This is a genomic window from Xenorhabdus sp. PB62.4, from assembly GCF_014467285.1.
GTDB lineage: Bacteria > Pseudomonadota > Gammaproteobacteria > Enterobacterales > Enterobacteriaceae > Xenorhabdus.
Map to the genome: position 1 here is coordinate 50,562 of NZ_NKHR01000009.1, position 22,074 is coordinate 72,635.

24 protein-coding genes are annotated in these 22,074 nt (G+C 42.0%); 18 read left to right on the plus strand and 6 right to left on the minus strand.

Annotation, left to right across the window (positions count from 1 at the left end; translation table 11 throughout):
• The first annotated feature begins 5 nt into the window (after positions 1–5).
• Positions 6–245 carry a FeoC-like transcriptional regulator gene (locus Xenpb_RS09910; protein WP_187654169.1) on the plus strand — a complete coding sequence of 80 codons (240 nt, stop codon included), beginning with the start codon at positions 6–8 and terminating at the stop codon, positions 243–245.
• 80 nt (positions 246–325) lie between these two features.
• Here Xenpb_RS09910 and Xenpb_RS09915 read toward each other — a convergent pair whose 3' ends face one another.
• Positions 326–1,507: an MFS transporter gene (locus Xenpb_RS09915; RefSeq protein ID WP_222942935.1), complete on the minus strand. Its 1,182-nt coding sequence runs from the start codon at positions 1,505–1,507 to the stop codon at positions 326–328.
• Between the two features lie 214 nt (positions 1,508–1,721).
• Between Xenpb_RS09915 and Xenpb_RS09920 the strand changes: the two genes are divergently transcribed.
• The gene (locus Xenpb_RS09920) at positions 1,722–2,165 is read left to right on the plus strand and encodes an OsmC family protein (protein ID WP_187654170.1); all 444 of its coding nucleotides are present in this window, start codon (positions 1,722–1,724) and stop codon (positions 2,163–2,165) included.
• Between the two features lie 62 nt (positions 2,166–2,227).
• Here the strand turns inward: Xenpb_RS09920 and bioH are convergent, their stop codons facing one another.
• The gene (bioH, locus tag Xenpb_RS09925; protein ID WP_187654171.1) at positions 2,228–3,004 is read right to left on the minus strand and encodes a pimeloyl-ACP methyl ester esterase BioH; all 777 of its coding nucleotides are present in this window, start codon (positions 3,002–3,004) and stop codon (positions 2,228–2,230) included.
• 38 nt (positions 3,005–3,042) lie between these two features.
• Here bioH and gntX point away from each other — a divergent pair, with 38 nt between their 5' ends.
• From gntX to Xenpb_RS09960, 7 genes are all read left to right on the plus strand, one after another.
• Positions 3,043–3,726: a DNA utilization protein GntX gene (gene gntX, locus Xenpb_RS09930; RefSeq protein WP_187654172.1), complete on the plus strand. Its 684-nt coding sequence runs from the start codon at positions 3,043–3,045 to the stop codon at positions 3,724–3,726.
• A 59-nt stretch (positions 3,727–3,785) separates the two neighbouring features.
• Positions 3,786–4,361, plus strand: a complete 576-nt coding sequence (gene nfuA, locus Xenpb_RS09935; protein ID WP_187654173.1) for a Fe-S biogenesis protein NfuA — start codon at positions 3,786–3,788, stop codon at positions 4,359–4,361.
• Between the two features lie 144 nt (positions 4,362–4,505).
• Positions 4,506–4,829 (plus strand): thiosulfate sulfurtransferase GlpE, encoded by a 324-nt coding sequence (gene glpE / locus Xenpb_RS09940; protein WP_187654174.1) that lies wholly within the window; start codon positions 4,506–4,508, stop codon positions 4,827–4,829.
• A 77-nt stretch (positions 4,830–4,906) separates the two neighbouring features.
• Positions 4,907–5,752, plus strand: a complete 846-nt coding sequence (gene glpG / locus Xenpb_RS09945) for a rhomboid family intramembrane serine protease GlpG (protein ID WP_187654175.1) — start codon at positions 4,907–4,909, stop codon at positions 5,750–5,752.
• A gap of 57 nt (positions 5,753–5,809) precedes the next feature.
• Entirely contained in the window at positions 5,810–6,568 is a 759-nt protein-coding gene (locus Xenpb_RS09950; RefSeq protein ID WP_187654176.1) for a DeoR/GlpR family transcriptional regulator, read from the plus strand.
• Positions 6,569–6,819: 251 nt separating this feature from the next.
• Positions 6,820–8,316 carry a glycerol-3-phosphate dehydrogenase gene (gene glpD, locus Xenpb_RS09955; protein ID WP_187654177.1) on the plus strand — a complete coding sequence of 499 codons (1,497 nt, stop codon included), beginning with the start codon at positions 6,820–6,822 and terminating at the stop codon, positions 8,314–8,316.
• Between the two features lie 437 nt (positions 8,317–8,753).
• Positions 8,754–9,314: a GNAT family N-acetyltransferase gene (locus tag Xenpb_RS09960; RefSeq protein ID WP_187654178.1), complete on the plus strand. Its 561-nt coding sequence runs from the start codon at positions 8,754–8,756 to the stop codon at positions 9,312–9,314.
• Between the two features lie 192 nt (positions 9,315–9,506).
• On the opposite strand, the gene Xenpb_RS09965 is transcribed toward Xenpb_RS09960, so the two are convergent.
• Both Xenpb_RS09965 and Xenpb_RS09970 read right to left on the minus strand, forming a co-directional pair.
• Positions 9,507–10,541, minus strand: a complete 1,035-nt coding sequence (locus tag Xenpb_RS09965) for a hypothetical protein (protein ID WP_187654179.1) — start codon at positions 10,539–10,541, stop codon at positions 9,507–9,509.
• Between the two features lie 77 nt (positions 10,542–10,618).
• Entirely contained in the window at positions 10,619–11,506 is an 888-nt protein-coding gene (locus tag Xenpb_RS09970; protein WP_187654180.1) for an alpha/beta fold hydrolase, read from the minus strand.
• A 548-nt stretch (positions 11,507–12,054) separates the two neighbouring features.
• Between Xenpb_RS09970 and yhfZ the strand changes: the two genes are divergently transcribed.
• From yhfZ to Xenpb_RS10015, 9 genes are all read left to right on the plus strand, one after another.
• Positions 12,055–12,960: a GntR family transcriptional regulator YhfZ gene (gene yhfZ / locus Xenpb_RS09975; protein WP_368666813.1), complete on the plus strand. Its 906-nt coding sequence runs from the start codon at positions 12,055–12,057 to the stop codon at positions 12,958–12,960.
• Positions 12,961–13,014: 54 nt separating this feature from the next.
• Positions 13,015–13,377 carry a PRD domain-containing protein gene (locus Xenpb_RS09980; protein ID WP_187654182.1) on the plus strand — a complete coding sequence of 121 codons (363 nt, stop codon included), beginning with the start codon at positions 13,015–13,017 and terminating at the stop codon, positions 13,375–13,377.
• Between the two features lie 107 nt (positions 13,378–13,484).
• A complete protein-coding gene (locus Xenpb_RS09985; protein ID WP_187654183.1) occupies positions 13,485–14,660 on the plus strand; it encodes a YhfX family PLP-dependent enzyme in 1,176 nt (391 codons plus the stop codon).
• A 276-nt stretch (positions 14,661–14,936) separates the two neighbouring features.
• Positions 14,937–15,830, plus strand: coding sequence for a phosphotriesterase-related protein (locus Xenpb_RS09990; RefSeq protein ID WP_187654262.1), 894 nt, complete (start codon positions 14,937–14,939; stop codon positions 15,828–15,830).
• A 119-nt stretch (positions 15,831–15,949) separates the two neighbouring features.
• On the plus strand, positions 15,950–16,312 hold the full coding sequence (locus Xenpb_RS09995) for a DUF2620 domain-containing protein (protein ID WP_099112877.1): 363 nt from the start codon (positions 15,950–15,952) through the stop codon (positions 16,310–16,312).
• Positions 16,313–16,322: 10 nt separating this feature from the next.
• The gene (locus tag Xenpb_RS10000; RefSeq protein WP_187654184.1) at positions 16,323–17,672 is read left to right on the plus strand and encodes a YhfT family protein; all 1,350 of its coding nucleotides are present in this window, start codon (positions 16,323–16,325) and stop codon (positions 17,670–17,672) included.
• A 4-nt stretch (positions 17,673–17,676) separates the two neighbouring features.
• Complete coding sequence (locus Xenpb_RS10005; protein WP_187654185.1) at positions 17,677–18,765, plus strand: aminotransferase class V-fold PLP-dependent enzyme; 1,089 nt, start codon at positions 17,677–17,679, stop codon at positions 18,763–18,765.
• A gap of 442 nt (positions 18,766–19,207) precedes the next feature.
• Positions 19,208–20,356, plus strand: a complete 1,149-nt coding sequence (locus tag Xenpb_RS10010; protein WP_187654186.1) for a glycosyltransferase — start codon at positions 19,208–19,210, stop codon at positions 20,354–20,356.
• A 174-nt stretch (positions 20,357–20,530) separates the two neighbouring features.
• Positions 20,531–20,848, plus strand: coding sequence for a hypothetical protein (locus Xenpb_RS10015; protein ID WP_187654187.1), 318 nt, complete (start codon positions 20,531–20,533; stop codon positions 20,846–20,848).
• Between the two features lie 6 nt (positions 20,849–20,854).
• Here Xenpb_RS10015 and Xenpb_RS10020 read toward each other — a convergent pair whose 3' ends face one another.
• Positions 20,855–21,667, minus strand: a complete 813-nt coding sequence (locus tag Xenpb_RS10020; RefSeq protein ID WP_187654188.1) for a DUF4225 domain-containing protein — start codon at positions 21,665–21,667, stop codon at positions 20,855–20,857.
• On the minus strand, positions 21,667–22,032 hold the full coding sequence (gene tssD / locus Xenpb_RS10025; RefSeq protein WP_187654189.1) for a type VI secretion system tube protein TssD: 366 nt from the start codon (positions 22,030–22,032) through the stop codon (positions 21,667–21,669). The genes Xenpb_RS10020 and tssD overlap by 1 nt, the downstream gene beginning before the upstream one ends.
• Positions 22,033–22,074 lie beyond the last annotated feature (42 nt).

The window sequence follows — 22,074 nt, forward strand, 5'->3', positions numbered from 1 at the left end:
GATAGATGATTAGTCTGCTGGAAATTAGAAACGCCGTTGCCCTTAACGGGCGTACTGACGCAAGGTCATTAAGCTATCAGTTTTCAGCACCACTACCGATGGTGGAAGCCATGCTCAAGCAGCTTGTCGCAATGGGTAAACTGGAGGAAGTGGATACTTCTTCCTGTTTAAGCGGCGGCTGCAAGCAGTGCCCGGAAACGCAGAAATGTGGTTCGAAAATTTATCAACTGCCAGTAAAAAACTAAGCATCTGTCCCTGTAAATACTAAAGGATTGCCTGCCTGATTAAGCTTATCGGGCAGGCAATTTTCTTTGAAGATCATGGCTCATTTAACCTTTTCATCTTTTGCCAAATCAGAGCAAACAGAGCAGATTAGCACGCCTACAGCCAAGCCAAGTATTAAAGCTGCCGTCATCCAGGGATACTGACTTGGCAATATACTGGCAATAGCGCCGATCATTGCCGCCATCACTTGATGAATAAAACTGTTCAACGCAACCGGATAAGCTCCACCAACCGGGGATTTATCAATAGCAACCGACATACTGACAGGAAACATAATCGCTGCCCCGACAAGAGCAATGCAATACGACAACCAGAGAAGCAATGCGAAATAAAATATTCCTCCCAACAACATCGCAGAAGCGCCGAACAATAATGACCCTAAGCCGATAAAGACGATGAGCTTACGACCTTTTCTGACAACATAGCGACCGACTATCACCGCTCCCAGAAAATAGGCAAGGGTAATCGGCCAGCCCAATAAACCGTATTCGTATGCACTCCATTGCAAAGCTGTTTGAAAAATAAATGGCGCATTCGTATTAAATGTGACAACGACACCATACCCCAACCCGCCCGCCAACGCAGGCAGGAGAAATCGCCGGCTCCGCAAGATTTCTACATAAGCCAGTTTGGAAGAAAGGGTGGGAGGTGCTGATTGGATATCAGGCAACTTGAGATAAGAAAAGAACAGAGCCAATATCAGCGTGACAATACCTAAACTGAAAAAAATAGCCTGCCAGCCCGAAAATCTTGTCACGGCAGCCCCAAGAAATTGTCCGATTCCCACAGAAATAACAAATGAAATCGAAAGCCAGGCTAAACTTTTAGTTAGCTGATCACCCCTAAAGTTATCTTTAAGTAATACCCGAGACAGAGATGTCATTCCGCCGGCCCCGGCTCCTTGCAGGAAACGGAGAAGAATGAACATGTCGGCATTGTTGACCATTGTTATACTGAAACTGCACAGTGAATAAAAGAGTATGGCAATTAAGATCATCGTTTTTCTGCCATATTTTTCACTCAAACTTCCCCAAACCAGCATTAATGCAGCCATACCAATTAAAAATGCAGGGAAAGACAATGCAATATCCTGTTGCTGGCTGGATAACGCATCAGTAATCAACGGCAGTGCAGGTAAATACATTGACATACCTAGCTGTGCCAGAAAAACAGTGATGAAGACGATGAATATGATATATTCTTTTTTTACTTGAATTCCCAAATTAAACTCCTTATTAGCAAGTAATAACCTGTTTTTATATTGGAACTTAGTAATAAAGCCATGTTGTAATCCAAAGTATCTTACTCAATGTTAAACAAAAAACATTCATGCAAAAAAAATAAATTTATTCATGACCAACAAATTGAAAAATAAACATCTCTTCCTTATTATTTGGTACACCATTTCCTGATATTAATAACCTGAGGATAGTAATATGCCTAAAGAGTTATTTACCGCAACAGTTGAGTCAGTTGGTCGTCTCAAAATGAAATGTTCATCACGGGATTTTACCTTTCACATAGACGAGCCGGAAAGTCTGGGGGGAACGGATGAGGCGATGAGTCCGATAGAAGCGTTGTTGTCTGCTTTTGGTGCATGCCAATGTATTGTCGCAAAAAGTTTTGCCCGCAAGCATAAAATCAAACTGAACGATATTCAGGTAAAAGTAGAAGGAGAATTGGATACCGATGGTTTCATGGGCAAAAATAAAAACGCCAAATTAGGATTTTCCAAAATTACCTCCAAGTTTTATATTGATGCAGATAATACCGAACAAGAGATCCGTGATTTTATTGCTTTTGTCGAAAATCATTGCCCTGTCCTCGATACTATCGTTAATACACCCGAAATTGTGACCGAAGTTTATCCCGGCAAATAAAACGGCTGATTATCCATAACGATTACCCATAACCATTAATGGCTATGGGTAATGTTGAGTATTTACCATCCTATGCTGGAAGTAAAATCCATTAATACTTCAACAAATTCATCAGGATGAGAAATAAAAGGAGCATGAGCGGCATTTCGCATAATAACGGAATGTGTATTCGGCCACTCTCTGTCAAGCTGTGCAGCAATCTTGCGCGGCACCAGCCCATCAAGATAACCATAAACACGCAGGAAAGGTAATTGAAGCTGTGACAGTTCCGCCCTTAAATCATCAGTACGTAAAATTTCCAACCCCGCATTAAGTACATCCACTGTCGGCATGGGCTGGTTCAAAACCACAGATTTCAGTACACGGGCATCCTGACGCGCACTATCTGTCCCCAACGTCTGCAAAGCCAGAAAACGTTCGACTGTCTTCTGAAAATCTGCACTTAATTGATGTTCAAATGCACTCAATACCGCAGGCTTAATACCCGGCCAATCTCCATCTGTACTGAATTTGGGTGAAGAAGCCACTGTCACCAAACCAGCAACCTGCTCAGGATGATCCAGTGCAATCCGGCTGGCAACCAATCCGCCCAAAGACCAGCCCAACCACAGGGCTTTTTCTGGTGCTTGTTGCCATACCGTATCTGCCATGTCCGCCAGTGACATGGCAGGATATGGCTGACTGCGGCCATAGCCCGGCAAATCCACCAGATGCAAACGAAAATGCGGAGCCAAGCGCATTTCCACTGAACGCCATACTTCGGCATTCAATCCCCAACCATGCAGCATCACAAGATCACGTGGTGCATCACCAATTGTCTGCCAAAACAACTGATTCATTGTTATTCTCGCTTTATTTGTCACCAAGGAAGGTCACTATGCTAACAATGGTTGGATACTGTTGGCTATGCCATCAAAATTTGTATTTTGCCCATCACGGAGTCTGTCACATTTGCCATCAACAATTAAAACGGCTGCAACATGTTTGCCCACGCTGCGCATTGCCTTCTGAATCCGGAGATGTTCCCTGTGGGCGCTGCCTGAAATATCCCCCGCCATGGCAGTCCCTGATCGCGATTACAGATTACACGCCACCATTAAGCCAGCTTATCCGGCGATATAAATATCACAATACGCCACAACTCGCGGCAGTTCTGGCGCGTCTGTTCCTGCTGCATTGGTTGCAAGGCTATCGTGAAGGCCGCTGGTACAAACCAGATCATATTCTGGGTATTCCTCTGCACAGCAAAAAACGTTGGCAACGCGGTTTCAATCACATTGAATTAATGATTCAACCTCTATCGCGCTGGCTGCAATGTCCGTATCAGCCAGACTTTTTGCAATGCACACGTGCTACACTCTCGCAGCAGGGTTTATCTGCCGCTCAGAGGAAAACCAATCTTAAGCATGCCTTTCAATTGCGGGGCGATTTTACCGATCAACATGTTGCGATTTTCGATGATGTGATCACGACGGGCACAACGCTGCATGAAGCTTCACAATTGTTAATTCGTGCGGGTGCCAGCTCCGTACAAGCCTGGGCAATCTGCCGAACCTTGTAGAATCTTTATAAATGGGCGTATTATAACCAACTAGAACAGTCAACTATTGAGCAAATGACATGATTAATATTACTGAAGCAGCGCAAGCGCACTTTGCCAAGCTCTTGGCAAATCAAGAACCGGGCACACAGATCCGTGTTTTTGTCATTAATCCGGGAACCCCGACTGCTGAATGCGGCGTTTCCTATTGCCCACCGGATGCTGTTGAAGCCACTGATGTCGAACTGAAATTCGACCAACTTTCTGCCTATGTTGATGAAATCAGTGCCCCTTTTCTGGAAGAGGCCGTCATTGATTTTGTGACCGACCAACTTGGCTCCCAACTGACCCTGAAAGCACCGAACGCCAAAATGCGTAAAGTGGCTGACGATGCTCCACTGATTGAGCGCGTTGAGTATGTCCTGCAATCGCAGATTAATCCTCAGCTAGCCGGGCATGGTGGTCGTGTCAGCCTGATGGAGATCACCGATGAAGGTTATGCCATTCTGCAATTCGGCGGTGGATGCAACGGCTGTTCAATGGTCGATGTCACCCTGAAAGAAGGGATTGAAAAACAGTTGTTGCAGATGTTCCCTGAATTAAAAGGGGTGAGAGATCTGACTGAACACCAGCGCGGTGAACACTCGTATTACTGATTATTTTTCTGTTTCTGACATTTTCTGCCTATATTCCTACGCCTTTCCAATACCCCCATTGGAAAGGCGGTCAGGTCATACCAGACGACCATTAAGAAATGAATATAGTGAAAATGAAAATTTGAGAAACTACGTTGAGTATTTATGGACCACTTTCAAACGATAAACCCTGAGCAGGCTTACCAGCACTGGCTCGATAAAACCGCCATCATGGTTGATATCCGTGACCCGCAAAGTTTCCGTGCAGGGCACGTGACAGGCGCATTCCACTTAACGAATGAAACGCTTAATAATTTTCTACAAGAAGCGGATTTTGACCAGCCTGTCATGGTGATGTGCTATCACGGTCATAGCAGTCAGGGAGCCGCTCAATATCTCATCAATATGGGGTTTGAGACGGTTTACAGTGTCAATGGCGGCTTTGAAGGCTGGCAGAAAGACTATCCTCAGGCTGTCCACACTCTATGAATCTTTTAGTGCGCTAATTTCAAGGCGATTAGCCCCTGTGTGATTAATTTCAACTTAAGGCAGAAATAAGACGAGCAATGATCCATGTAACCTCAATATCCAACCCTCGACTGGCTCAGGCCTTTATTGATTATATGGCAACGCAAGGCATTCATTTAACCATGCGGCCGACTAACGAGCCATTGCTCGTTGAACTATGGCTGGAAGATAGCAGCCAGTTAAGTTTAGTTGAACAGGAGCTTCAACATTTTGCCCGCGATCCTCTCAATGAACGCTACCAAGCTGCCAGTTGGCAAACAGGCAAATCTAACAGCTCATTTAAATATCGCAATAATCTGAACTGGAACACGCTCAAAAGCCAGTCCGGCCCGCTGACGATTGTCGTCGCCGCACTTTGTGCCTTCGTTTATCTTTGGATGACAACGGAGGGCACGCCCGGCACGCCCGATGTCATGAACTGGCTGGCGTGGCCTAACAGTCATCAATATCTGGAGTTATGGCGTTGGGTTAGTCCCGCCCTGCTGCATTTTTCACTGACTCATATCCTCTTTAACCTCGCACTGTGGTGGTATTTTGGCAGTCAGGTAGAACAAAAGATCAGTACCGGAAAACTTTTTGAAATCACGATAGTTTCTGCCTTTTTCAGTGGTTGGGCACAATCATTGTTCAGTGGATCTCATTTCGGGGGGCTGTCTGGAGTGGTCTACGCGTTGATCGGATACGTTTGGCTAACGGGTGAGATGTCGCCCAAACGCGGGATCAGTGCTCCCAGAGGGTTAATCGCTATCTCTGTTATCTGGCTATTGGTTGGCTATTTCGATCTGTTTTCATTAAATATCGCCAATGCTGCCCATATCGCCGGACTAATCATCGGGTTATTGATGGGGTTATGGGATAATTTGCGTAAACAAAAGAATCAATAATATTCCGAATAATTTGGGCCAACTATAATCCATCTCTGAAAACATTAGGGGAATTTTGTGAAGCAAACTCAGCGACATGATGCAATAATCGAGCTGGTGCGCCTTCAAGGTTATGTCAGCACTGAAGAGCTGGTTGAACATTTTGACGTCAGCCCGCAAACCATCCGGCGTGATTTAAATGATCTGGCAGATAAAAATAAAATCCAGCGTCATCACGGGGGCGCCGCATTGCCATCCAGCTCTGTTAATACCGCTTACCATGACCGCAAGATTATGTGGTCAAATGAAAAAGCGCGTATTGCTCAGCAGGTTGCCACCCAAATTCCAAACGGCGCAACCCTGTTCATTGATATTGGGACAACCCCTGAAGCCGTAGCGCATGCCTTGCTCAACCATCGCGATTTGAGGATTGTCACCAACAACCTCAACGTCGCAACCCTGTTTATGGGTAAAGAAGATTTCCGCCTGATTTTGGCAGGTGGTGAAGTGCGTTCCCGCGATGGCGGCATCATTGGTGAAGCAACGTTGGATTTCATCTCTCAATTCCGTCTTGATTTCGGCATTCTTGGGATTAGCGGCATTGACAGCGATGGCTCCCTGCTGGAATTTGATTACCACGAAGTCCGCACCAAGCGCGCCATTATCGAAAATTCCCGTTGTGTTATGCTAGTTGCCGACCATTCTAAATTTGGCCGCAGTGCCATGGTCAACCTCGGCAACATGAATCTCATTGATTTCTTATTCACAGACAAAGCCCCACCTCCCAATATTCAGAAAATCATCGAACAACACAGCGTCAAACTGGAACTCTGCTGACCACTTTTGATGCCATGACGCTTCCCCGCCTGAAATTTTAGGTGGGGTTATCCCTCCTATAATTATCCCCTTTAAAATTTGTATCCCGCAAAATCCTTATTAATCTTAAGCATATGATAAAGATTTGTTACCTATATCACGTGAATATGTTTTTTCTGAGTTAATGGTTGGCGCTTGATGAATTTTTGATTACAATCTTTGAGCGAAAACGAACATTAAAGAACTGTTTCGAACATTTCAGAGGGTATGCAATGGAAACCAAAGACTTGATTGTAATCGGCGGCGGAATTAACGGCGCTGGTATTGCAGCAGATGCTGCTGGCCGGGGACTTTCTGTCCTGCTGTTGGAAGGTCAAGACTTGGCCAGTGCGACTTCGTCTGCCAGCTCCAAACTGATCCACGGTGGCTTACGCTATCTGGAGCATTACGAATTCCGTCTGGTCAGCGAAGCATTGGCAGAACGTGAAGTGCTCTTGAAACTGGCTCCGCATATTGCATTCCCAATGCGTTTTCGTCTGCCACATCAACCACACCTGCGCCCGGCCTGGATGATCCGTATTGGCCTGTTCCTGTACGATAATTTAGGCAAACGCGTTAGCTTACCGGGCAGCAAGGGGCTGAAATTTGGTGCAAATTCGGTATTGAAGCCATCGATCACCCGCGGCTTTGAATATTCCGACTGTTGGGTTGATGATGCACGTCTGGTTGTTCTGAATGCGCAAGAAGTGCAAAAACACGGGGGCGAAGTGCGTACCCGTACCCAAGTGACCCGCGCATGGCGTGAAAATGATTACTGGATGGTTGAAGCCAAAGATCTCACAACTGGCGAAACCAACACATGGCGCGCAAAAGGCCTGGTTAACGCAACCGGCCCATGGGTGAAAAATTTCTTCGATAACGGCCTGCAACTGAAATCGCCTTACGGCATCCGCCTGATCAAAGGCAGCCATATTGTAGTCCCTCGCGTTCACGATGAACCACAGGCTTATATCCTGCAAAACGAGGATAATCGCATCGTGTTTGTGATCCCATGGAATGACGAATTCTCCATCATTGGTACCACCGATGTTGAATACAAAGGCGATCCAAAAGCAGTCAACATTGATGAGCAAGAGATCAATTACTTGCTGAAAGTCTATAACGACCACTTCAAGAAGCAGCTTACCAGCAATGATGTTGTCTGGACTTATTCTGGCGTTCGCCCTCTGTGTGACGATGAATCTGACTCACCACAAGCGATTACCCGTGATTACACGCTGGATGTACAGGATGAACAAGGCCAGACGCCATTACTGTCCGTCTTCGGTGGCAAACTGACGACGTATCGTAAATTGGCTGAACACGCTATGGATAAGCTGGCACAATACTATCCAAATGCGGGCAAGGCATGGACTAAAAATGGCAAATTACCGGGTGGTGAGCTGGAAGGCCATGACCGCGATGGTTATGCACGACTGCTTCGTCAGCGTTACAACTGGTTGCCAGAAGGTGTGGCACAACGTTATGCCCGTACTTACGGCAACCACAGCGAAATCATTCTGAAAGGCGCGGAAGCATTGACTGATCTTGGTGAATTCTTCGGTCATGGCCTGTATGAAGCTGAACTGCGTTATTTGGTTGATCACGAATGGGTAACACAATTGGACGATGCCATTTGGCGCCGTACTAAGTTAGGTATGTGGCTCACCGATGAACAAAAACAGCGTGTCGCGGATTGGCTGTCACAGAACATCAAAGCCGCCGCTTAATGATAAAATTGGTTAGCGTGCATAAAAGGTGATGATAAAAATGGCGATAGAGCATCGCCATTTTTCATTTTCATACGTCATGCTTTCATACATTCTGAGAATAGCCCCTTATTTCCTTACTTAGACGTTTTTTTCTGCTCATTAACGCACTTCCAAAAGCAATAAATTTTCGGAATCAACCATCCTTATTATCCATTGGAATTACTCTATTTTTCATTTAATTCAACTGGTTATTTCTAAAGCATATTTTTATCATCATGATAGTATGTTATCCGCAGCCAATATGTTGCAGGACAATTTGACGGATATCTAAGCCTCACATTTTCAGGATAAAATCCCATTGTAACGGGCTACGGTGAATGGCTGGCAGGGGAACTCCTTATCAACGAGATATCAAACAATTACCTGATTCCCAGTAAATAATTCTGGAGATACTTATGTTTTCTATGCGGAAAGCGACGATAGAAGATGCAACGTTACTATCCCAACTCCTTGAGACAAGCTACCGTTTTCACTTTTCCGATTTGTGGTATGACAGAGACGAACTGGAGGAATATATTACGGGGGAGTGCTCAGTAGAGCAAATATCAACCTCGCTCCAATCCCCTGATCACACATGGTTTATTGCCGAATCTCAACAAGCCATCAGCTCAGATTCCGGGCATTTTAAAACGAATTATTCCGATATCATCGGCTTTAGCAAAATCGTCTTCAATCAACCTATTCCTGATACAAACCTCAGCGGTGTCTATTTACATAAGCTCTACCTGATGCCACATCTGACAGGGCAGAAATACGGTGATCAATTATTTGATCATGTAGTGAAGATTGCTCAAGAACAGAGACAAAAATGGCTTTGGTTGGAAGTATTAGAACAGAATGAATCTGCCATCAAATTTTATGTCAGAAAGGGCATGAAGTGGCATAAAAATATCATCTTTACCAGCCCAAAACAGCAAAGCGCAATGTATATAATGACTAAGAAGCTAACTTGTTGATCTGTAATACCAATACCTAAAACAAATGGATTCCCATCCCTAATCTTTACAATAAAAGTAAATATTCTTGATGGGAATAAAGATGAAACAATCCTAATGAAGGGCACCTGCCAGATTCTAACTCAAACAAATATCACTTAAAAATTTATTACCAGAAATACATTAGAATTCGATTTAATATAAAAAACTTTATTATCTCACGATATAGTATTTCATATTACTCAAAATATTAAATACTTCTTCATCAATTCCTAGACATTCATCTTGTTCTGTTTGTTGATGGAATATTTTATTTTTAGGTATGATAGTCTTATTTAAGTACCTAAATTCTGACTCTGTAATCGAACTACAATATTTACCACTTTCAAATGATTTTTCTTCTCTCCAAGGATGATGCTGACGTGTATATTCACCTAATCTGGCATGATATCTATTAACTTGATGATCACGAGATAATTGCATAGCAAAGTAATCTTCAATAAAACAAAAACCCTTAATCGGTGAATTTGGATTTCTGGATTCTTTAGTAACCCATTCTAACCCTAACTTACATAATTTCCTAACAATAGCAACAGAGAATGAAACTAAAAGAATATACTGAGCCTTATTAAGAAATTCAAAATCTCTTTCTTCAACACCTTCTTCTATCTTTATCAAAGCATTAAGTCCCTCTGTATCCCCTTTGTAGAATTCACTAAAAATACGCTTAATGATGCTAATACCAAAGCAATCAAATTTAATTTCTTCATTTATATCTATAGAGTTCATTGTTATATTTTTATTTATAAACTTTATACCTAAGCCTTCCTCATTATTAAGTTCAACATTGTACTTTTTCGCTTTTTTCATTAAGGTGCTATGAAATGATAACCTATCCTTATTTTTAAGTATAAAGGATATCCAATTTTCATAGATATAACGACAAGCATCTATTTCTAGTTTACAAGCTCGACCTTGCATATAACCAGATACCTTTTTATATAAATAATAAAAATCATTACTTGTAAATTCACTTTTACTTTTCTGATTCATAAAGGAAATAAAATTCCTCATTATTCTTCCTGCCTGATTCCGATTTCTTTCCGGGTTTGGCAATATATTTATTGCCATATTTAGATCATCTATTAACATATACACGTTTTCACTCTTATCTCTTTTGAGAAGATATTGAAAATAATTTTTTCTGGCTGTATTTTCACCATAAATAAAAATAATATTTTTTTTCATGTGATTTACCTTAATTATATCATTTTACCCTTATGCTAAAAGCATAGATTTAATTATTCAGTTTTTTACTCCCTTTATCATTTTGCTCCATGCAAAAATGGAATAATTTTCTCTGTCATCGCTTGCATAAATTGTGGTGGGAAACTATGCCCCATTTTGGGGATTGATAAAAATTCAGCATCGGTGATACGTTTGGCCGTATCTTCTCCACAAACAATCGGAATCAAAGGATCATCTTCACCATGTACAACCAATGTTGAACAACGAATTTTTGCCAAAAGATCGACTCGGTGAGAATCTGCCATTATCGCCAATGTCTGCCACATTGAACTGTTGGGATGATACCCCCTACGGCGTAAGGTCATCCGCAAATGCTGGGCCAACTTATCTTTATCTAATGATTCAGAGGGAGAAACAACAACCTGTATGATGTTAAGTTGATGAGAGATCAGCTCATCTTCACTGGTGCCTCTCGGCTTAGCCAATAATGCCGCCATCACTTCTGGCTGAGGCTGGGGAAGATAGTGAGCACCACTTGAACTCATAATACTCACCAAACTGATAACTCGTTCAGGGTAAGTTGCTGCCAGCCTTTGGGCAATCATACCTCCCATTGAGGCACCAATAATGTGAGCCTGTGAAATATTTAACGCATCAAGTACTCCCAAAGCATCATCTGTCATATCTTGCATACTGTAAGGAGTACGAACCGGCAACTTCAAACGGAAACGGAGTTTTTGCCAAAAAAACGCGGACTGCCGGACATGATCAAACCGCTGGCTTAACCCGGCATCACGGTTATCATAAAGGATCACGCGAAACCCGGCCGCTACTAATCGGTTTACTATTTCATCAGGCCAGTCAATAAGCTGCATTCCCAACCCCATGATCAGCAAAACGGCTGGGCGTGTTTCCCCACCACTATCTTCAACTTCAATCGAAATATGATTGGCAGTAATTTTCATAGGTGGCAACCTTTTGATGTATACACTGTATTTTTCAAAAAACAGCTTTATTAACTGCGCCACAGCTAGAAATACATTAGGTATAGATAAAAAACAACTTAAAATATGAAACTAAAATAAAATGCTGAAACAAACAAGATTTATTACTGCATATAACAACAGAAAAAACCAAGTCTCGATGCTCTTAAACAAAATAAATCCAACAGGATATTTTATTGATTCATATAATAATAACGTAAAGAATATAAACTAATTATTCTATCACGTGATAAATAGTGTAGCAAAAATCACCATCCAGGAAGAAGAATACAGTGAACAAGCATAGAAATTCCCCCCACATTCCCTATATTCTCCCATGATAGTGATTTTGGCATCATCAGGGCAAAATAAAAATATATCTTCAATATATTGATAATATTAAACTTTATCATTTTTTAAATTTTAATTTTTTTAATAATTGTGATATTAATCCCCTTTCTTTAATTCGCTTGTTGCGGTTTATGTTCAATTTTATGAATATAAATGAGAATGGATAACAACTTGTAATGATAAGTCAAACATTCATTAAAAAAGAGGGGATTGCACAGGCTTTTCTGGCCCGTTATCTCCTCTCTGAAAAATGTGGTAACCGCCTGAAAACCATTGAGTTACTGGCTAAAGAGTGCGATTTGTCCGTGGGTTTGATGCAAGCAGCATTAAAATCTCTCGAACAGGTGCAGGCGGTTGGAATTAAGCGTCGTGGTCGTAATGGTAGTTTCCTTGCTCAGATAAACCACAAATTGCTTTTGGAATATGCCAATATCGGCAATGTGGTCTGCGCAATGCCTCTTCCTTATACCCGTGCCTATGAAGGGCTGGCAAGTGGTTTAAAAGCTCAATGTGCAGGTGTTCCTTTTTACTTTGCGCATATGCGTGGCTCAGATATCCGCATTGAATGTTTATTGAATGGTGTTTACGACTTAGCTGTAACATCAAGACTTGCCGCAGAGCAGCACCCAGAAAATAAAGATCTATATATTGCGCTTTCACTAGGGACACAAAGTTATACAGACAGGCATAGACTAATCTTTCGTCATGGCGAAGTGGAATCCATTCGCCGCGTGGGATTAGACAGTACCTCAGCAGACCAAAAAATAATGACAGAGCAATTTTTTGCCGGAAAAGAAATTGAATTGGTCGAGGTCTCTTACCATGAATGCCTGAATCAAATCATCAAAGGCCACATTGATGCGGCCATCTGGAACGTCGGAGAAGGCCGCGAACTGATAGCACAGGGCCTGATGACGCAACTCCCCGATAACAGCGAATGCTTTATCAAAGCATCTGAAGCCGTTATCCTTGCCCGTAAGGATAATATCCCCATCCAGCAACTCCTGCATACGATGGTTGATAAGGATGCCTTGCTGACTCATCAACGAAATGTCGTAGCAGGCACCATCGAGCCCGTTTATTGACACTCCGACAAGCAAAATAAATGATTTATTAATACTGGCGTATAACAAAAGTCAATGGTAGAACAACGCTTAACTATCTTGTTGCAAGGTGGTGTCATAGACCAAGATATCTACGATGACATGCTGAATGTTGTGCATGTTCTGGAAGATATCTGGCGTATCCCTATCCATCACCCACAAGGCGAAATGGCGCTTACCCATATGGCAAGTGCTTTTATGCGTTCACGTCGCGGTGAAAGAGTCTCTCCTCTGGATAAAGGCATACTGTCAAAAATTGAGCAGTCTGAATACTACAATCGATTGCTGACAATCCATCGCTCTTTGATAGAAAACTTCAAAGTGAAGCTAGATCCCAACGAAGAAGGCTATCTGTTAGTGAATTTATATGGTTTAATGCTTTCGATCGAAAGTGGCTAACTTTTGATTCCATTATAAATATTCAAAAAAATGAAGGTTTATTTTCATAGAAAATTTTGATTCTTACACAGCCTTGCTGCTTTGCAGACAGACATGAAGGGAAGCTTATGTTTATTGACGCACTGAAAAAACAGAACCCCAAATTGATTGAAGTTGCAAAAGAGCTTTGGCAACAGGGCGTCATTTTGCCAGATACTTACATCATTGATGTCGATCAGGTCTTAAATAATGGACGGCGCTTACTACAGGCCGCAGAGCAGTACGGCATTGAACTCTATTTGATGACCAAACAAATCGGGCGCAATCCATGGCTGACCAAGAAATTGGTTGAACTCGGTTATCGCGGAGTTGTCGCTGTCGATTTCAGGGAAGCCTATAGCCTGAGCCAGCATGGTATACCACTGTGCCACATCGGCCATTTGGTGCAAACACCGGCACATTTAATCGAAACCATGCTCAGGCATAAGCCAGATATCATCACAGTATATTCGCTTGAAAAAGCACAAGCCATTTCGGATGCTGCGGAGAAATTGGGACGAATTCAGCCCGTCATGCTGAAAGTATTTGATAAACGAGATATTACTTTCCCCGGCCAGGAAGCGGGTATCACCTTCAGTGAACTCGATGCCACCGTGGATATCTTAAAACACATGCCCGGCATTAAATTGAGCGGACTGACACATTTCCCTTGTCTGTCATGGGATGAACGATACCAGATAACCTTACCTACCACGAACTTGCTGACCCTCATTCGTGCGAGAAACCGACTCGAACAACTCGGAATTAACCTTTCACAAATCAATGCCCCGGCAGCATCAAGCTGTAACACAATACCATTACTGGCTAAATACGGCGCCACCCATCTGGAACCGGGCCATGCCTTGACCGGAACTGTCCCCGCCAATATCAGTGGTCAAGAGCCGGAACATGTTGCGATGGTCTATGTCACGGAAGTCTCTCATCACCACGATGGCAATAGTTACTGCTATGGTGGCGGTTACTATAAACGCGGGCATATGAAACATGCGCTGATTTTCCCTGAGCACACGATTTCGCCCAAAAAAGTGCGCATATTGCGATTGGGAGAACCCTGCATTGATTACAATCTCCCACTGTCAGGCACGCATCCTATCGGTAGTCCTGTGATCATGTGTTTCCGCCCTCAAATTTTCGTGACTCGCAGTGATGTCGCTCTTGTTTCAGGTATCCAATCAGGTTCTCCAAAACTTGAAGGCATTTATGACAGTCAAGGAAATTGGAAAAATAGTGGCTATCCTAAATAATCCCTCAACAGAGGTGTTACATATAATATTATTCCGCCATTGAATAATGTTATTTTCGCTGTAGTGGATTTACCGCATGATCCTGAGCAAACATTTTATGGGATACTACAACCAGACTGGGGATACGCCCACACATTCCGCTTCATATTCCTCATCCAGCATTAATGCAGTTGAAGGCACACTCGGGCCGTGGGATATCAAAGATATCAAGTTAAAAGCCGGGGGTACACACTGCAACATTCATCAGAAAATCAAACCGTAAATCATCATCTGGTAATAGCAACAAATAACCGCATTGACGCCTCAGGCTATACCTATGTACATGAGCATCTGCATATCGATCTCTCTGGTGCAAAAGGCAGTCTCGATTGCCGATTGGATCAATATGATCTGATCGTTGATGAGCTGCATCATCTCTATACCCTTGGGGTAAGGAATATCGTGGAGATGACTAACCGTTACATGGGACGCAATGCGGTTTTTCTACTGGATTTAATGCGTGATACCCACATCAATATCATCGCCTCGACAGGCTACTATAAACAGCCCTTCTTTCCGGCCCATTTCAGTGAATTGAGTGTACAGACGATCGCCGATGATATGATCTCAGAGATCGAAATCGGCATTGATGGTACCGAATTAAAAGCCGGGGTGATCGCAGAGATAGGCTCCAGCCTCGGGCAAATCACCGAAAATGAGAAAAAAGTATTTGCCGCCGCCGCACTGGCACATCAGGCCACAGGTTGCTCCATTTCCACCCACACCACATTGAGTACAATGGGACTCGAACAATTGACACTGCTGGAAGGATTTGGCGTATCCCCTGAGCATGTGGCTATCGGCCATTGTGACCTTAAAGATAATCTGGATACCATCATCCCGCTGCTGGACGCCGGGGCATGGGTACAATTCGATACAATCGGCAAAAATAATTACTACCCAGACAGCCGACGCATTGCCATGTTGCAGGAAATTGCCAAGTTTGGGTTACTTGAGCGAGTCATGCTTTCCCAAGATATCACTCGCCGCTCTCATTTAAAAAGCAATGGAGGAAATGGGTTCGACTACCTGTTAACCGTATTCGTTCCTATGTTGCTGGAAGCGGGTTTTTCCCAAACGCAGATAGACCAAATGCTACGTGATAATCCTGTACGATTTTTCCAACGTTGAGTTTTCCAAAGCAAGGTTTTCAAGAACAAGGTTTTTAAAAAAACGCGTTCAGGAAAAAATAGAAAAAAAATAATTTTTAAAAGCAATCCGATAGAAGATACAAAGAGAGGGATAACAGCATGAGATTTGTCATTGGTGGACAAATAGAAAAAGAGGCGATAGCTGAGAATATTCGTCAATTAGCAGGAGATAAAGCGACTTCCATTACAGTCATGAATGACATCGAAGCAGCTATGGCAATTAAAAATGGCGAAGCAGATTACTACCTTGGCGCATGCAACACCGGTGGTGGTGGTGCATTAGCAATCGCAATCGCCCTTATCGGCTTCGAACAATGTGCCACCATAGGCATGCCGGGTAAGATTCTGTCTGATGACGAAATTATTGCTCACGTGAAAGCAGGTAAAAAAGCATTTGGTTTCACAGGGCAAGATATTGAGATCGTCCTGCCAGTGATAATTAACACCATCATCTCACTATAAGGAGCCTATCATGCAGCATCTCCATGATTTCCTGCTCAGATTGATGGAAGTTGATCCTTTCAAAGCGGGATTATTGGCAGCCATCGGGGCTATTGCCGCCATGATGGCAAACCGCGGTATCGCAGTTTTCCATGATGGCCTGCGTCCTCTATTGCCTGAGTACCTTGAAGGACGGATGAGCCGAAAAGTACTCGCCGCAACCAGCTTCGCCCTGAGCATTGGTTTAGTTGTCGGTTTTGGTATTCCCTTTTCACTCACCGCTCCCATTGTGCTGGTTCACAGTCTGTTACTCGGCACTGACATGATTGGCATCTGGTGTGCCAACAGCCGAAGAGGCTTTATCGCCTCTGGTATCATCGGCGCCCTGTATGCCATTGCCTTGCTGGCCGGCCTGCGTTCGGTGGTAGAACTGTTTGCGATGCTGCCCGTCAATTTTACTGATGACCTCAAAAAAGTGGGTGATCCGATTGTGGCTTGCTTTGCCCTATTCCCTGCCATGGTCGTCGGTTATCAATATGGCTATCGCAAAGGTCTATTGGTCATGCTCACTGCACTGGTTGGCTATCTGGCCACCAAAGCCATCGGCCCATTGAGTTTTGGCGGCATGATCGAAAAACCCGTCAGCATTGACCCTAACGGCGCTGCATTGCTGCTATCGATGATTGCCATGTTCTACTTTGCGATGCGCGAGCGGCCCGCTCAATCGACAGCGCAAAAAGGCGCCAATGAAGTCTTGGTCGGCCTGTTCTCGACCCGTATAGAACGCATCCAGAAAAACAAGTGGCTACTGATTCTGTGTGGTGGCCTGACCGCCAGTGCGGCAACCATGTCTTTCAGCCTGCTGGCGGAAGGCCCGGTTTCCTTGCAACTGATGGCGCAAGGCGAGCAGACAAACGCATTACTGGTCGCATTGGCACGTGCCATTGGTTTTATTCCATTAGTGGGCACAACAGCGATAGCGACCGGGGTTTACAGTCCGAATGGCATGAAATTCGTATTTGTGGCGGGGCTGGCGACCAGTAACCCGTGGATTGCCTTTGTTGCGGGTGGTATCACCATGTTCATTGAAATCCAACTGCTGGCGAAAATTGCTATCTGGCTGGATAAATACCCTGGCGTGAAAGCGTGTAGCGGACACATTCGTACCGCGATCACCAAAATGCTCGAAGTGGCCTTGCTGGTTGGTGCTATGATTGCCTCCAACGCCATTCTGCCGGGAATGGGCTTTATGATCGTGGCGGGTATCTACCTGCTCAACCGTACCTCTAAACGTCCTTTAGTGGAAATGGCGATCGGTCCGATCGCAACCATTACCGTAGGTATTCTTGCGAACTTGCTCTTTCTGCTGGGAATAAAATAAGAAAATGAAAACCTATCCATTGCAAAGCATGACGATGGCACAAGCACAACGGCAGCAATTCAAGCTGGTGGATATTATCTGTCGTCACTTTCCGGGGGCTGATTTTCTTTCGCAAGGTGATCTGGGCTTAGTCCCAGATCTACACCAGCCACGAATGACCCGACGTATTGAGGCAGTAATTGCGGAGTTTTTTGGCGCTGAAACAGCAGCCTTTGTCAATGGAGCAGGAACCGGCGCATTACGTGCGGGGCTGGCCGCCTTAGTCAGCCCCAATTCAACGCTGCTTGTACATAATGCGCCCATTTACCCCACCACCAAAGTATCGATTGAACAAATGGGGCTACACATCGTTAAGGCGGATTTCAATCACCCGGAACAAATTGTGGCTGCCATCCGGCAATACCAACCTGTGGCCTGTCTTGTTCAGCACACACGCCAGAAGATATCTGACAGCTACTCCCTGCAAGCAGTGATTGACACGCTGAATCAATATCACATTCCTTCAATAGTGGACGATAATTATGCGGTTATGAAAGTGGCACAGATTGGTTGTGAGTATGGCGCAACACTTTCCACATTCTCTTGTTTTAAATTATTGGGACCACAAGGGATTGGAATTGTTGTCGGAGAACAGGCAATCATTGATAACCTTCGCCACAGCATGTATTCCGGCGGCTGCCAGATACAAGGTTATCAGGCAATGGAAGCCTTGCGGGGTATGGTATTCGCTCCCGTCATACACGCAGTGCAGGCAGAAGTTAATGACGAACTGGTCGCACGCTTGAATCAAGGGGAGTTGCCACAAGTGAAACAGGCATTCCTCGCCAATGCCCAATCAAAAGTCCTGCTAGTGGAATTTTACGAACCGATTGCAGAAAGGATACTCAACGCAGCCCATACATTCGGAGCACTGCCTTATCCGGTAGGCGCAGAATCAAAATTTGAAATCCCTCCCCTGTTTTACCGCATTTCTGGTACCTTTCGCCAAACAGATCCTACACTGGAACACCGTATGATCCGCATTAACCCCAATCGCAGCGGAGCAGATACCGTGATACGCATTTTACGAGAAAGCTGCCAGTTGAAAAGTTAAAAATGTAAGAAAAGCGATACCTGAAAAGAAAACTGTTGAATTGATATATAGAAAAAATATAACGCCTGATTATCATTAAGAAATTAATCAATCTATCACCTTCTGTTATTACATTACATAAGGTATTTCATCTGTTTTTATTATCTACCCATGACTTGGATTAACAATACCAAAACAGAATCAGGCGTTAATAAATTAATTTATTCCATATAACTATTAGCATCTAACTTACCTTTGGTCAATTTATTTTACTGCCATAATCACGATTCAGTTCTTATTTTTCAAATAATAGTCAGTCAAAATTTAGATGTCATTTCATAATATCGAACTGTTAAACAATATTGATTATTTCTACCGTGACAAGCATCACAAAAATATAATAACAATACGTTAATATACCATTAATACTGTATTTGATTATTTATCTCAAGCAGGAGCATAAATGATGAACATACCCAAAAAAATCCATTATTTCTGGACTGGGAATAACATACCAGAAGAAAACTTGAGAAAGATTTTAAACATTAAATATCAAAACCCAGGTTTTGAAGTTAACATCTGGGGAGAAAAAAATATTCAATCATTAGTTATTAACACATTAAGAAAAATAAAACTTAAATATCAGGATACGGATTTTGATCTTGGAGAGATACCCGTTAATTTTAATTATAGAAATATTGAAACTACTTTCAGTTTCCTACGCCAACAAGCTTTTTATCTGAATTCCATTCAAGATCCAATGTTGAATTGTTTAAGTTATTTTAACAAAAGAAAAAAAGATGCCGATAACACAAGGCGTTATGGAGATTATGTTGATTTAATCAATTACTTACAACATATATATCATCTTAATTTAATGGGCAATTATCATAATTATGCAACATCCAGTGATCTTGCACGCTTAACCATTTTATATATGGAAGGAGGAATATATCTGGATGCGGATGTCGAGTTATATGACTCAGATTTAAAAAATATGCTTGATAGAAAAAATGCCAAATTTGACGATTTACAGCTTCGGTCAAGTATAGGTTTAGGCGATAATTCTGGGTTAGGCTGGTCTGCAACTCCGTATACTCGCTTTGGAAATGCGATTATTGCCTCCCTTCCTCAATCAAAAGCGATTTTTAATCTATTAATAAAAATGGCTATTATGATAAAAAAACATCACCTTTCCATTCAAATGTATGAATCCCCAAAAGCCGATGAATTTAGTCAAATAAAAAGATTCAATAAATACCATGAAGTAGATAAGAGAGTCGATTTGGCACTAAAATTAAACAAAACTCATCAAATAAATCTGGATACGAGGTGTGGTATACAAGATCCGGTATGGAGAACAGGCTTTGATCCTGATGATGCCAATGATAAATTTTCTCGTGAATTGAGGCGAATTGATTATACGGTAAAAATGACTGGCCCAACGTTTATTGATAATTACCTTAATCCCGGCTTAGGGATAAATTTCCCCAAAAAATACCAACTTAAATCTAGAATTAAAAACGATAGCGTTTTTAAAAATGTCAATGATGAAGGAGATTGGTCTAATCTTAAAAAGAAAAAATACGCAGATGAAGATCCGTTTACTTAAAACCTAATGGGGTAGGCTGTTAAATGCGATTGTTGTTGCCAACTTGAGCATAGTGCAAATACAGAGTGTTTTGATAGCGTGCCATTACGACAAAATTGGTAATAAGGAAAAAGTAGGTGAAAAATAATTTAATAGGTACAATGAACTTAGATAAAATCTTACGGGTGAATGGAAATGAAAGAAAATATAGAGAGATTAATGATAGAACATGGTTTTACTTTAAAGGAAATAAATTTGATAAAATCTGCTGCTGCGCGTTCAGATTATGATATATTGCAAGAGATTTTATATCTAAAAAAAGGTTTCTATGGATCAGTGTTAAGTTTTTTGGTTATTTTTCTTTTTTTTATTTTTGTTTTTGTTTTGTCCGACAATATCCATTACACTAGTCTTATATTGACTTTTTTTATTTCTATATTTTTGGCATTGTATTTTTCAGCCATAAAGTTAAAATATAAATCCTTTATGTTTTTAAGGAAGCATAAAGGATAAATGTGTTTATTTTTTCTTATTGTAGTCCGGATCATTATATATATCATTGGCCGATTTTATAGTAATCCCATCGGCCAAGACTTCAAATCCTAGAGCATATCCACTCATAAGCTCGTAATTATAAACATACTCGTTATTCATATAATGGAATAACCTCCTTGCTTCTGGTTTTAATGTGCTTCTTAATAATCCGTAACCAGAAAGAGCTAAATCTACTCCAGCATAAACTAGGCTTCCTGTTTTTTTACTGTAGCCGTAGTATTCAGCGGCATTTTCATATCCTAGACGCAAATAACCCTTGAAATTAGCATCATTTTCAACGATAGCTCCAAAATTTTCTTGGATGTTGCTTACGCCATGCACTATAAGCCCGGCGCCGGCTATGTAGCCGATGGTTGCACCATATACAGAAGTATATCCCGCTCCTATGATAGATACCCCTGTGGTAATTTGCGCTCCTCCTACAATTATACCAACCCCTTTTAATACATAATCAAAAAAATCAAGTTTTTTTCTAATTTCTATAGTCGCATGTTGCTGATATGTAGCATGTTTTAATGAGTTTTCTTGGCGTAATAAATAATCTCTTTCTGTCTTTAGTTCCTGCATTGATTGTTTTTTTATGTCAAGAGATGAGGTGTTTTTTAAATTATTAATGTGATGTTCGGCGTAATTCTTTATTTCGTGTAGAAATTTATTTCTTATATGGAAATTCTTAAGGAATCTTGATGCGGATAATGACACTTCGATGAGGCTTCTTTGGGTTGTCAATGCCATTGATAAATAATAATCAGATTCTCTATTTTGATAGTAGTTCATTAATAAACCCTCTCATCCCAAATACTGTACCCGCTAGTTCCTGCTAAGTGATGTTGCCATGTTATACTTTTATATTTAAAAGATATAATTTCTTGTGGTTGAGCATCATTATGCGTTAATGAATTAGGACAAATGACGTTAATATTACTTATCGTTGCATTTGTTACTTTTATAGTAAAGTAAAGGGATAATCCACCATTGCTATCTGTTCTATATATATCAAATGTACATTCCAATTCTTCATTATCTGAAATGGTCACTCCCAATAATGGGGTTGCTTTATCTATTGAATCCTCTGTGGAACACCCTGCAGATATTAAACCTTGTTTCTTTCCTTTGATTGTTAAGTAAATAATATTAGCCACTTAAATCATCCTTTTATTTGTTTTATATAATCTACCAAAGTA

What these genes read in the sequence shown, in the direction of transcription:
- Xenpb_RS09910 (WP_187654169.1), top strand. Translation starts at nt 6, where the DNA reads ATGATTAGTCTGCTGGAAATTAGAAACGCCGTTGCCCTTAACGGGCGT.
- Xenpb_RS09920 (WP_187654170.1), top strand. Translation starts at nt 1,722, where the DNA reads ATGCCTAAAGAGTTATTTACCGCAACAGTTGAGTCAGTTGGTCGTCTC.
- bioH (WP_187654171.1), bottom strand. Translation starts at nt 3,004, where the DNA reads ATGAATCAGTTGTTTTGGCAGACAATTGGTGATGCACCACGTGATCTT.
- gntX (WP_187654172.1), top strand. Translation starts at nt 3,043, where the DNA reads ATGCTAACAATGGTTGGATACTGTTGGCTATGCCATCAAAATTTGTAT.
- nfuA (WP_187654173.1), top strand. Translation starts at nt 3,786, where the DNA reads ATGATTAATATTACTGAAGCAGCGCAAGCGCACTTTGCCAAGCTCTTG.
- glpE (WP_187654174.1), top strand. Translation starts at nt 4,506, where the DNA reads ATGGACCACTTTCAAACGATAAACCCTGAGCAGGCTTACCAGCACTGG.
- glpG (WP_187654175.1), top strand. Translation starts at nt 4,907, where the DNA reads ATGATCCATGTAACCTCAATATCCAACCCTCGACTGGCTCAGGCCTTT.
- glpD (WP_187654177.1), top strand. Translation starts at nt 6,820, where the DNA reads ATGGAAACCAAAGACTTGATTGTAATCGGCGGCGGAATTAACGGCGCT.
- Xenpb_RS09960 (WP_187654178.1), top strand. Translation starts at nt 8,754, where the DNA reads ATGTTTTCTATGCGGAAAGCGACGATAGAAGATGCAACGTTACTATCC.
- Xenpb_RS09965 (WP_187654179.1), bottom strand. Translation starts at nt 10,541, where the DNA reads ATGAAAAAAAATATTATTTTTATTTATGGTGAAAATACAGCCAGAAAA.
- Xenpb_RS09970 (WP_187654180.1), bottom strand. Translation starts at nt 11,506, where the DNA reads ATGAAAATTACTGCCAATCATATTTCGATTGAAGTTGAAGATAGTGGT.
- Xenpb_RS09980 (WP_187654182.1), top strand. Translation starts at nt 13,015, where the DNA reads ATGGTAGAACAACGCTTAACTATCTTGTTGCAAGGTGGTGTCATAGAC.
- Xenpb_RS09985 (WP_187654183.1), top strand. Translation starts at nt 13,485, where the DNA reads ATGTTTATTGACGCACTGAAAAAACAGAACCCCAAATTGATTGAAGTT.
- Xenpb_RS09995 (WP_099112877.1), top strand. Translation starts at nt 15,950, where the DNA reads ATGAGATTTGTCATTGGTGGACAAATAGAAAAAGAGGCGATAGCTGAG.
- Xenpb_RS10000 (WP_187654184.1), top strand. Translation starts at nt 16,323, where the DNA reads ATGCAGCATCTCCATGATTTCCTGCTCAGATTGATGGAAGTTGATCCT.
- Xenpb_RS10005 (WP_187654185.1), top strand. Translation starts at nt 17,677, where the DNA reads ATGAAAACCTATCCATTGCAAAGCATGACGATGGCACAAGCACAACGG.
- Xenpb_RS10010 (WP_187654186.1), top strand. Translation starts at nt 19,208, where the DNA reads ATGATGAACATACCCAAAAAAATCCATTATTTCTGGACTGGGAATAAC.
- Xenpb_RS10015 (WP_187654187.1), top strand. Translation starts at nt 20,531, where the DNA reads ATGAAAGAAAATATAGAGAGATTAATGATAGAACATGGTTTTACTTTA.
- Xenpb_RS10020 (WP_187654188.1), bottom strand. Translation starts at nt 21,667, where the DNA reads ATGAACTACTATCAAAATAGAGAATCTGATTATTATTTATCAATGGCA.